This is a genomic window from Pseudomonas sp. GW821-FHT11D10, from assembly GCF_058808435.1.
Genome location: NZ_JBXARR010000001.1, coordinates 1,005,752 through 1,016,227, shown reverse-complemented (window position 1 = coordinate 1,016,227; position 10,476 = coordinate 1,005,752). Strand labels below are relative to the sequence as shown.

At 63.1% G+C, this 10,476-nt stretch carries 9 protein-coding genes; all 9 read left to right on the top strand.

Annotated elements, in window-relative coordinates:
- Positions 1-32 precede the first annotated feature (32 nt).
- The 9 genes from arnB to AC1RT4_RS04750 are packed head-to-tail and all read left to right on the top strand — an operon-like array spanning position 33 to position 10,443.
- Positions 33-1,181 (top strand): UDP-4-amino-4-deoxy-L-arabinose aminotransferase, encoded by a 1,149-nt coding sequence (gene arnB, locus AC1RT4_RS04790; RefSeq protein ID WP_493083903.1) that lies wholly within the window; start codon positions 33-35, stop codon positions 1,179-1,181.
- Positions 1,178-2,200 (top strand): undecaprenyl-phosphate 4-deoxy-4-formamido-L-arabinose transferase, encoded by a 1,023-nt coding sequence (arnC, locus tag AC1RT4_RS04785; protein WP_493083901.1) that lies wholly within the window; start codon positions 1,178-1,180, stop codon positions 2,198-2,200. The genes arnB and arnC overlap by 4 nt, the downstream gene beginning before the upstream one ends.
- Complete coding sequence (gene arnA / locus AC1RT4_RS04780; protein ID WP_493083899.1) at positions 2,197-4,203, top strand: bifunctional UDP-4-amino-4-deoxy-L-arabinose formyltransferase/UDP-glucuronic acid oxidase ArnA; 2,007 nt, start codon at positions 2,197-2,199, stop codon at positions 4,201-4,203. The genes arnC and arnA overlap by 4 nt, the downstream gene beginning before the upstream one ends.
- The gene (gene arnD / locus AC1RT4_RS04775) at positions 4,203-5,087 is read left to right on the top strand and encodes a 4-deoxy-4-formamido-L-arabinose-phosphoundecaprenol deformylase (RefSeq protein ID WP_493083897.1); all 885 of its coding nucleotides are present in this window, start codon (positions 4,203-4,205) and stop codon (positions 5,085-5,087) included. The genes arnA and arnD overlap by 1 nt, the downstream gene beginning before the upstream one ends.
- Positions 5,084-6,733: a lipid IV(A) 4-amino-4-deoxy-L-arabinosyltransferase gene (gene arnT / locus AC1RT4_RS04770; RefSeq protein WP_493083895.1), complete on the top strand. Its 1,650-nt coding sequence runs from the start codon at positions 5,084-5,086 to the stop codon at positions 6,731-6,733. Before arnD ends, arnT begins: the two co-directional genes overlap by 4 nt.
- On the top strand, positions 6,730-7,074 hold the full coding sequence (gene arnE / locus AC1RT4_RS04765) for a 4-amino-4-deoxy-L-arabinose-phosphoundecaprenol flippase subunit ArnE (RefSeq protein WP_262159537.1): 345 nt from the start codon (positions 6,730-6,732) through the stop codon (positions 7,072-7,074). The genes arnT and arnE overlap by 4 nt, the downstream gene beginning before the upstream one ends.
- Complete coding sequence (gene arnF / locus AC1RT4_RS04760; protein WP_493083892.1) at positions 7,071-7,475, top strand: 4-amino-4-deoxy-L-arabinose-phosphoundecaprenol flippase subunit ArnF; 405 nt, start codon at positions 7,071-7,073, stop codon at positions 7,473-7,475. The genes arnE and arnF overlap by 4 nt, the downstream gene beginning before the upstream one ends.
- Positions 7,472-8,851: a UDP-glucose dehydrogenase family protein gene (locus tag AC1RT4_RS04755; RefSeq protein ID WP_493083890.1), complete on the top strand. Its 1,380-nt coding sequence runs from the start codon at positions 7,472-7,474 to the stop codon at positions 8,849-8,851. The genes arnF and AC1RT4_RS04755 overlap by 4 nt, the downstream gene beginning before the upstream one ends.
- On the top strand, positions 8,824-10,443 hold the full coding sequence (locus AC1RT4_RS04750) for an ArnT family glycosyltransferase (RefSeq protein ID WP_493083888.1): 1,620 nt from the start codon (positions 8,824-8,826) through the stop codon (positions 10,441-10,443). Before AC1RT4_RS04755 ends, AC1RT4_RS04750 begins: the two co-directional genes overlap by 28 nt.
- The last annotated feature ends 33 nt before the right edge of the window (positions 10,444-10,476 follow it).

Below are 10,476 nucleotides of genomic sequence, written 5' to 3'. Positions count from 1 at the left end.
TCTTTTTCTTTTTTCTTTGCAATGAGGTGTGCATGAGTCAGGCGTTTCTCCCCTTCTCCCGCCCCAGTATCGGTGATGAAGAAATTGCCGCCGTGGAGCAAGTTCTGCGCTCCGGCTGGATCACCACCGGGCCGAAAAACCAGGCCCTCGAAGAACAGTTTGCCCAGTACGTCGGTAGCCGTTATGCCGTGGCACTTTCCTCCGCGACCGGTGCCATGCATGTAACTTTACTGGCGCTGGGAATCGGCCCAGGCGATGAAGTCATCACCCCGTCGCAGACCTGGGTGTCCACCGCCAACATGATTTCCCTGCTCGGCGCCACACCGGTGTTCGTCGATGTCGACCGCGACACCCTGATGACCGACGCCGCGCGCATCGAAGCCGCCATCACCCCGCGCACCAAAGCGATCATTCCCGTGCATTACGCCGGCGCCGCGTTCGATCTCGATCCGCTCTACGCGCTGGCCGACAAGCACGGCATCGCCGTGATCGAAGACGCCGCCCATGCCGCCGGCACCCGCTACAAGGGCCGCCATGTGGGTTCGCAAGGCACCGCGATTTTCTCGTTCCATGCGATCAAGAACATGACCTGCGCCGAAGGGGCGATGTTCGTCACCGACGACGAAGCCTTGGCCAACCGTGTGCGCATGCTCAAGTTTCATGGCCTGGGCGTCGATGCCTACGACCGCCTGACCCACGGCCGCAAACCCCAGGCCCAGGTGATCGAGCCCGGTTTCAAATACAACCTGGCCGACATCAACGCCGCGATTGCGCTGGTGCAACTCGAGCGTCTGGACGCGATCAACGCCCGCCGCACCGAACTGGCCACGCAATACCTGCAAAAACTCGAAGGCCTGCCGGTGCAACCGCTGGCCGTGCCGCCATACGCCCAGCAGCACGCCTGGCACCTGTTCATCCTGCGCATCGACAGCGAGCGCTGCGGCATCGACCGCGAAGCCTTCATGAAGGGTTTGCAGGAGCAAGGCATCGGCACCGGCATCCACTTCATCGCCACCCACCTGCACACCTGGTATCGCCAGCGTGATCCGCACCTGTCCCTGCCCGACACCGAGTGGAACTCGGCGCGGCTGTGCTCGATTCCCTTGTTCCCCGACATGACCGACCAGGATCTGGACCGGGTCGTCGGGGCCATTGAACACCTGATGGGGAAACGCCCGTGAGACCTTATCCGATTCATTGCGTGTCGATCGTCATCCCGGTCTACAACGAAGAGGACAGCCTGCCGGAGCTGTTGCGCCGCACCCAGGCCGCCTGCCAGCAATTGCGGCATGACTACGAAATCGTGCTGGTCGACGACGGCAGCCGCGACGCCTCCGCGCAACTGCTCGAAGACGCCGCGTCCGTCGTGGACAGTCCGTTCGTGGCGGTCATCCTCAACCGCAACTACGGCCAGCACGCGGCGATCATGGCCGGCTTCGAACAGTGCAAGGGCGACGTGGTGATCACCCTCGACGCCGACCTGCAGAATCCGCCGGAAGAAATCCCGCGCCTGGTGGCCGAGGCCGAAAAGGGCTTTGACGTGGTCGGCACCGTGCGCGGCAATCGCCAGGATTCGGCGCTGCGCCGCTATCCGTCGAAACTGATCAACCTCGCCGTGCAGCGCTCCACCGGCGTCGCCATGAGCGACTACGGCTGCATGCTGCGCGCCTACCGCCGCACCATCATCGACGCGATGCTCGCCTGCCGCGAACGCAGCACGTTCATTCCGATCCTCGCCAACAGCTTCGCCCGCCACACCACGGAAATCACCGTGGCCCACGCCGAGCGCGAACACGGCGATTCGAAATACAGCCCGATGCGCCTGATCAACCTGATGTTCGACCTGATCACCTGCATGACCACCACGCCCCTGCGCCTGCTGAGCATCGTCGGTTTCGCCATGGCCGGGCTCGGCGTGCTGTTCGCGGCGGCGTTGATCGTTCTGCGCCTGGCCTTTGGCGCCGGATGGGCTGGCGATGGCCTGTTCGTGCTGTTCGCCGTGCTGTTCGTGTTCACCGGCGGCCAGTTCATCGGCATGGGCCTGCTGGGCGAATACCTGGGGCGCATGTACAGCGATGTGCGCGCCCGCCCGCGTTTCTTCATTGAAAAAGTCCTGCGCGGGCACCCCGCCTCGCCGGCCCCCGCCATCACCGTTGACGGCCTCACTTCCAACTCCACGTCCGATCAGGTTCTCTCATGAGCGCAAAAACCGTTGTCTTCGCCTACCACGATATTGGCTGCGCCGGCATTCAAGCCCTGCTCGACAGCGGCTACGACATTGCGGCGGTGTTCACCCATGCCGATGACCCGCAGGAAAATGCGTTCTACGCTTCGGTCGCGCAACTGTGCGCCAATAAAGGCATCGCGGTTCATGCACCGGAAGACGCCAACCACCCTCTGTGGATCGAGCGGATTGCCAAGCTCGATCCGGATTACATCTTCTCCTTCTACTATCGCAACCTGCTGAGCGAGCCCTTGCTGGCCACCGCCAAAAAAGGCGCGTTCAACCTGCACGGCTCCCTGCTGCCGCGCTACCGTGGCCGCGCTCCGGCCAACTGGGTGCTGGTCAATGGCGAAACCGAAACCGGCGTCACCCTGCATCGCATGGTCAAGCGCGCCGACGCCGGCCCCATCCTCGCCCAGCAACGCGTGGCCATCGAACGCAGCGACACCGCGCTGAGCCTGCACGGCAAACTGCGGATCGCCGCCAGCGACCTGCTGCGCGATGCGCTGCCAGCGATGCTTCAGGGCAAAATCAGCGAAACCCCGCAAGACGAATCCAAAGCGACGGTGTTCGGCCGTCGAACCGCGGCAGACGGCAAACTGGTCTGGGCGCAACCGGCAGAGCAACTGTTCAACCTCGTGCGGGCCGTGACTCAGCCTTACCCCGGCGCCTTCTGCGCCGTGGGTGAGCACAAGCTGATCGTCTGGAGCGCCGACGTGGTCAAGGGCAACGAAGGCCAGGCGCCGGGCCGGGTCATCAGTGTCGATCCGCTGCGCATCGCCTGCGGTGAAGACTCGCTGGTGATCAACGCCGGCCAGCGCAACGACAACGGCCTGTACCTGAGCGGCCCGCAACTGGCCAATGAACTGGGTCTGGTGGACGGCTCGCTGCTGCGCGGTGCCGAATCCGGCCGTGGCCCGCGCCGTACACGGGTGCTGATCCTCGGCGTCAACGGTTTCATCGGCAACCATTTGTCCGAGCGCCTGCTGCGTGACGAGCGCTACGAAGTCTATGGCCTGGACATCGGTTCCGACGCCATCGACCGCCTGCGCAGCCACCCGCGTTTCCACTTCGTCGAAGGCGACATCAGCATTCACTCGGAGTGGATCGAGTACCACATCAAGAAATGTGACGTGGTCCTGCCGCTGGTGGCCATCGCCACCCCGATCGAATACACGCGCAACCCGCTGCGGGTATTCGAGCTCGACTTCGAAGAAAACCTGAAACTGGTGCGCTACTGCGTCAAATACAACAAGCGCGTGATCTTCCCGTCGACCTCGGAAGTCTATGGCATGAGCCAGGACAAACATTTCGACGAAGACAGCTCCAACCTGGTCGTCGGCCCGATCAACAAGCAGCGCTGGATCTACTCGGTGTCCAAGCAACTGCTGGACCGGGTGATCTGGGCCTACGGCGCCAAAGGCCTGAAATTCACCCTGTTCCGCCCTTTCAACTGGATGGGCCCACGGCTTGATCGCCTCGATTCGGCGCGTATCGGCAGCTCACGCGCCATCACCCAATTGATCCTCAACCTGGTGGAAGGCACGCCGATCCGCCTGTTCGACGGCGGCGAGCAGAAACGCTGCTTCACCGACATCGCCGACGGCGTCGAGGCGCTGGCGCGGATCATCGATAACGACAACGACGTCTGCAACGGCCAGATCATCAACATCGGCAACCCGGACAACGAAGCGAGCATTCGCCAGTTGGGCGAAGAACTGCTGCGCCAGTTCGAGGCTCATCCGCTGCGTTCCAACTTCCCGCCGTTCGCCGGTTTCCGCGATGTGGAAAGCAAGGCGTTCTACGGCCCCGGTTACCAGGACGTCGAGCACCGCAAACCGAGCATCGCCAACGCCAAGCGCCTGCTGGACTGGACGCCGACCGTGGAAATGCGCGAGACCATCGGCAACACGCTGGATTTCTTCTTGCGTGAGGCGATGCTCGAAATCGAGAGGCCTTCCAATAAAGGGGCATGTTGATGCAGGCCGGTTTGCGCATCGACGTCGACACCTTTCGCGGCACCCGTGAAGGTGTGCCGCGCTTGCTGGAAATCCTCGATGAAGCGCAGATCAAGGCGACGTTTTTCTTCAGTGTCGGCCCGGACAACATGGGCCGGCATCTGTGGCGCCTGATCCGTCCGCAGTTCCTCTGGAAAATGCTGCGCTCCAACGCCGCCGGCCTGTACGGCTGGGACATCCTGCTGGCCGGAACCGCCTGGCCGGGCAAACCGATCGGTCGCGACCTCGGGCACCTGATGCGTCAGGCCCGGGCCGCCGGCCACGAGGTCGGCCTGCACGCCTGGGATCACCATGGCTGGCAGGCCAATGCCGGGCGCTGGAGCGATGCGCAACTGGTCGAGCAGATCCGTCAGGGCGTCGACACCTTGAGCGACATCCTCGGCGAAAAGGTCACGTGTTCGGCCGCCGCCGGTTGGCGTGCGGACGAGCGTGTGATCGAAGCCAAACAGGCCTTCGGCTTTCGCTACAACAGCGATTGCCGTGGGCAGCGGCTGTTCCGCCCGTTGCTGTCTGACGGCTCGGTCGGTGCGCCGCAGATTCCCGTGGACTTGCCGACCTTCGATGAAGTGGTCGGGCCGAGTGTGGCGGCGAAGGATTTCAACGCCTACATCCTCGACCGGTTCCGCCCGGACAACCTCAACGTCTACACCATTCACGCCGAAGTAGAAGGGATTCTGATGGCCGAAGATTTTCGTCGACTGCTGGCCGACGCACGCCAGCGACATATCAACTTTCAGCCGCTGGGCGACTTGCTGCCCGAGTTTCTCAACACCCTGCCCGTCGGCCGGGTGCAGCGCGGTGCCCTCGAAGGCCGCGAAGGCTGGCTGGGAGTGCAAGGCGCATGAGCAAACGCTGGGCATTGCCGCTGTTGCTGGGAATTTTCCTGCTGGCCTGTCTGCTGCCGCTGGGCAGTCATGGTCTGTGGATTCCCGATGAAACCCGTTATGCGCAGATCAGCCAGGAAATGTTGCTGAGCGGCAACTGGGTGTCGCCGCATTTCATGAACCTGCGTTACTTCGAAAAACCGGCGGCCGGTTACTGGATGATCGCCCTCGGGCAGGCCGTGTTCGGCCAGAACCTGTTCGGCGTGCGGTTTGCCTCGGCCCTGAGCACCGGGCTGAGCGTGCTGCTGTGCTTCCTCATCGCTCGCCGTTTGTGGAATGACCCGCGCAAAAGCTTCGTCTGCGCCCTGCTCTACATGAGCTTTGTCATCGTCGCCGGCCAGGCCGGTTACGCCAACCTCGATCCGCAATTCACCTTCTGGGTCAACCTGAGTCTGGTGGCGCTGTGGTTTGCCCTCGACAGCCGCTCCAACGGTCAGCGCCTGGCCGGTTGGGCGGTGCTGGGCCTGGCCTGCGGCATGGGGTTCATGACCAAGGGTTTTCTCGCCTGGCTGCTGCCGGTGCTGGTCGCCTTGCCGTGGATGCTCTGGCAAAAGCGCTGGAAAGAATTGCTGCTGTACGGCCCGGTGGCCATCGCGGTGGCGATCATCGTCAGTCTGCCGTGGGCGTTGGCGGTGCACGGGCAGGAACCGGATTACTGGCGGTTCTTCTTCTGGCACGAACACATCCGCCGCTTTGCCGGGGACGATGCCCAGCATGACGCGCCGTGGTGGTTCTATCTGCCGCTGCTGGTGGCGTTCAGTCTGCCGTGGGTCGGGATGTTGCCGGTCGCATTCAAGCAGGCATGGCAGACCCGCCGCGAAACCGGCATCGCGTTTCTCGGCCTGTGGCTGCTGATGCCGCTGCTGTTCTTCAGCCTGAGCAACGGCAAGCTGCCGACCTACATCCTGCCGTGCCTGCTGCCGCTGGCGTTGCTGCTGGGCCATGCGCTGGCCGATCGCCTGCGTCTGGAGCAAGGCCGGGCGCTGGGCCTCAATGGCCTGCTGAACCTGTTGCTGGGGCTGGTCACGCTGATCGCGCTGGTTTACGTGCAGCTCAAGCGTCCGCTGTACGACCACGAATTGCACAGTCTGGTGCTGGTGTTCATCGCCCTGACCGGCTGGATCATCAGCAACCTGCTGCAGGCGTTTCGCCCGTTGCAATGCTGGGCGGCACCGGCGGTGGGCAGTCTGCTGCTGATTGCATTGCTGCCGGCGGCACTGCCCAAATCGGTGGTGGCGAACAAGATGCCCGACCAGTTCGTGCTCGCCCACCAGACGGAACTGGCGGCCACCACGCACCTGTTGAGCAACGACCTGGGCGCTGCGTCGGCCCTGTCCTGGCGGGTCAAACGCCCGCAGGTGGCGATGTACAACACGATAGGCGAATTGAAATATGGGCTTGCCTATCCTGACGGCATTCACCAACGGGTCGATCCCGATCAGGTGCAACAGTGGATGCGCGAAGCCCGCAAGACCGGTTCGGTCGGCGTGGTGATGCGGGTCAAGGGGCAAGACGAACTGGACGAACTCGACAGACTGCCCAAGGACGGCGTTCGTTATGAGCAAGGCAACCTGGTGATCATGATTCTTCCAAAGGAGGCGTCATGAGCCTGTGGCTGCTGTTGCTCGCCTGCCTGCTGACCTGCCTGGGCCAGGTCGCGCAGAAATTCGCCGTCGAGAGCTGGCGCGGCGCGAGCCTTTCATGGTCGCGCAAAGTGCGCTCGCCGTGGCTGTGGCTGGCGCTGTTTGCCCTCGGCACCGGCCTGCTGGTGTGGCTGCTGGTGTTGCAGCGCCTGCCAGTCAGCATCGCTTACCCGATGCTCAGCCTCAATTTCGTGATCATCACCCTGATCGCCCGCTTCGTGTTCAAGGAACCCGTCGACGTTCAACACTGGTTCGGCGTGTTTCTGGTCATCGGTGGCGTGGCGCTGTTGGGGCAACAGTCATGAACCGGCGTCGTGGAATCCTCTTCGCCCTGGCCAGCGTGCTGCTGGTCAGCGTGGCGCAACTGAGCATGCGCTGGAGTATGACGCGCCTGCCCCGGCCGGATCAGTGGCTGGCGGTGCCCAGCGTTGACTCAACCGCGCTGGCCGTGGTGCTGGCGGCGATCTTCGCCTATGCGCTGTCGATGCTCTGCTGGCTCGCCGCCCTGCGCGATCTGCCGCTGGGCCGGGCCTATTCGCTGCTGAGCATCAGCTACGCGCTGGTGTACCTGCTGGCCGCCAGCCTGCCGCTGTTCAATGAATCCTTCAGTTTCTCCAAATCACTGGGCGTGGCGCTGGTCATGCTCGGGGTCATCACTATCAACACTCGTCCGGCCCGTGCGCCCGAATTGAGGAGTTCGCCATGAAAATCACAGTATTTGGTAGCGGTTATGTCGGTCTGGTGCAGGCTGCCGTGTTGGCCGAGGTTGGTCACGACGTGGTGTGCATGGACATCGACGAGAAGAAAATCGAACTGTTGCGCCAGGGCCACGTCAGCATCTTCGAGCCGGGGCTGGCCAGTCTGGTCCGCGAAGGCCTGGACGCCGGGCGCCTGCAATTCACCTGCGATGAAAAACTTGCGGTGCAACATGGCAAGGTTGCATTCATTGCCGTTGGCACCCCGTCGAACGAGGATGGTTCGGCCGACTTGCGTTACGTCCTGGCGGTGGGCGACGCCGTGGCCCGGCACCGTGAGAAACCGCTGATTCTGGTGGAGAAATCCACCGTACCGGTCGGCACCGGTGACACCTTGCGCACCCACCTGGACAAAGCGCTGGTCAAGGGCGGGCGCCTGTTGCAGTTCGATATCGTCTCCAACCCGGAATTTCTCAAGGAAGGTTCGGCGGTCGCCGATTGCCGTCGGCCAGACCGGATCGTCATTGGCTGCGAGCGCGAAGAAGTGCGCGACGTGATGCGCGATCTGTACTCGCCGTTCAACCGCAACCACGACCGCATCATGTTCATGGACCTGCGCAGCGCCGAGCTGACCAAGTACGCCGCCAACTGCATGCTGGCGACCAAGATCAGCTTCATCAACCAGATCGCCGAACTGGCCGAACACCTGGGCGCGGACATCGAATCGGTGCGCCAGGGCATCGGCGCCGACAGCCGCATCGGCTACCACTTCATCTACCCCGGTTGCGGTTACGGCGGCTCGTGCTTCCCCAAAGACATGCGCGCGCTGATCCATAGCGCCGAAGAGGCGCACTGCTCCAGTGATTTGCTGCAAGCGGTGGAAGCGATCAACCAGCGGCAGAAACACAAGCTGTTCGAACGCATCAACGCGTTCTACAAGGGCGAACTGCGCGGCAAGACCTTCGCCCTGTGGGGCCTGGCCTTCAAGCCGAACACCGACGACATGCGCGATGCGCCGAGCCGGGTTCTGCTCGAATCGCTGTGGGCCGCTGGCGCCAGCGTGCGGGCGTTCGACCCGGAAGCGATGCAGGAAACCCAGCATCTGTACCCGGAAGAATCGAAACTGATGCTGATGGGCACTCCGGAATCGGTACTCGCCGGTTCCGACGCTTTGATCATCTGCACCGAATGGCAGCAGTTCAAGGCGCCGGATTTCGATCTGATCCAGCAACGCCTCAAGGCCCCGGTGATCTTTGACGGCCGCAACCTGTACGACGCCGAACGCCTGGCCCGCAACGGCTTCCATTACTTCCCGATGGGCCGTGGCGAATCGCGCACCCTGCCGATTCCGTTGCAGCAATGGCCGCACGCCTCGGACGTGGCTTGATCGGTTTAACCCCTGCCCTGCGCCGGCAGTCCCTGATCGCAGGGCTGCTGGCGTTTTTGCTGTTCATCGCCGGCGTGTACGGACAAGCGCCCATCGGTTTTGACTCGCGCTTCGTGTTGTTCGCCCAGGAAATGCTGCGGCACGGGCCCAGTGTGTTTCCCACCACCTATGGTGAGCCTTACGCCGATTATTCGTCGCTCTCGACCTTGTTCATCTGGCTGTTGTCGTTGCCGTTCGGGACGGTCAACAGCCTGACGGCGTGGCTGCCGAGCGCAGTGGCCGGCGCGGTGAGCGTGACATTAATGTATCGCTTGCTCGCGCCTTCATCCGTGCGCTGGGCGGTGGTCAGCATCGCGCTGCTGATGCTCACCAGCACCTTCATCACCGAGACCCGCGCGGTGTCGCAGGACCTGATGCTCGCCGCCGTGGCGTTTTCGGTGTTCTACCTCGGCTATGCCCATGACCATTTCGCTGCCGGTCGACGCTGGCCGCTGGTGTTCATTCTGTTGCTGCTGGGGTTCGGCATTCGCGGGCCGATCGGGCTGGTGGTGCCGACCGGCATGCTGTGCAGTTATTACCTGCTGGATCGCCAATGGTCGCGCCTGTTGCTCTTCGGGGTGCTGGCTTCGCTGTTGCTGGCGGCCTGCGTCGGGCTGTTGTTGTGGCTGGCGGAGGTCAGCGGTGGACCAGCGTTTCGTCAGGACGTGATCCGCATGCAGTTCATGGGGCGCATGGACGGCAGCGAGGGCGTCAGCGGTTCGCTGTATTACTTCACCAGCTCCCTGGGCAACTACGCGCTGGCGTATCCGCTGGCCTTGCTGGCACTCGCGGCGGCGTGGCTGAGCAAGCCCCGCCAGCGCGGCCCGGCTTTGCGACTGGTGCAGTATTGCGCCGCTGCGGGATTGATCGTGATGCTCGGGTTGTCGATTCCCCAAGCGAAAAAGGCCCGTTACCTGCTGCCGATGCTGCCCATGGCGGCGATCATTGCGGCGTATCCGTTTCAGGTGTTGCATGGTCGGGTGTTTGCCTGGCTGCGCGTCGGCATGCAGGGATTGTGGTTGCTGATCCCTGCCTTGTTGATCGTCCTGTTGTGGGTGGCGCAGCGACGGTTTCCCGAGTCGTTGACCGACCTGACGCCGGTAATGATCGTGCTCGGATTGCTGCAACTGGCCGCATTGTCGCGGTTGTGGCTGCCGCGCTGGCGAACCGAAGTCCTCGCGTTCAGCGCCGTGTTGGCGGTCTGGTCGGCGTATGCGCTGGTGTTCGAACCGGTGGAACGCCAGCTGTATGACACGCGATCCTTCAGCCAGGCGGCACTGGCGCGGATCCACGAGCAACCCGCGCCGCTGGTGCTGCACGGCATGGGCAAGGACGCCAAGGCGATCAAGTTCATGGTCAACGTCGAGCAGGATCTGCAACCGCTGTTCACTGAAACCACGCAAGCGCTCGAGGCACTCAAGGGACCGGCGTGGCTGATGATGGATCGCAGCGACTTGCAGGCTCTGCAAGGCACGCCGCTCGGAACGCTGCAGCCGGTGCTGAGCGGGCGTTTCGACAAAAACGATTATGTGTTGCTGTGGCTGACGCCTTAACCTGCGCGACGTGATTTCGACAGGGACCGCTGA

Bases quoted from the DNA above. Each gene is read 5' to 3' on its own strand.
- arnB (WP_493083903.1), top strand. From the start codon at position 33: ATGAGTCAGGCGTTTCTCCCCTTCTCCCGCCCCAGTATCGGTGATGAA.
- arnA (WP_493083899.1), top strand. From the start codon at position 2,197: ATGAGCGCAAAAACCGTTGTCTTCGCCTACCACGATATTGGCTGCGCC.
- arnD (WP_493083897.1), top strand. From the start codon at position 4,203: ATGCAGGCCGGTTTGCGCATCGACGTCGACACCTTTCGCGGCACCCGT.
- arnT (WP_493083895.1), top strand. From the start codon at position 5,084: ATGAGCAAACGCTGGGCATTGCCGCTGTTGCTGGGAATTTTCCTGCTG.
- arnE (WP_262159537.1), top strand. From the start codon at position 6,730: ATGAGCCTGTGGCTGCTGTTGCTCGCCTGCCTGCTGACCTGCCTGGGC.
- arnF (WP_493083892.1), top strand. From the start codon at position 7,071: ATGAACCGGCGTCGTGGAATCCTCTTCGCCCTGGCCAGCGTGCTGCTG.
- AC1RT4_RS04755 (WP_493083890.1), top strand. From the start codon at position 7,472: ATGAAAATCACAGTATTTGGTAGCGGTTATGTCGGTCTGGTGCAGGCT.
- AC1RT4_RS04750 (WP_493083888.1), top strand. From the start codon at position 8,824: ATGGCCGCACGCCTCGGACGTGGCTTGATCGGTTTAACCCCTGCCCTG.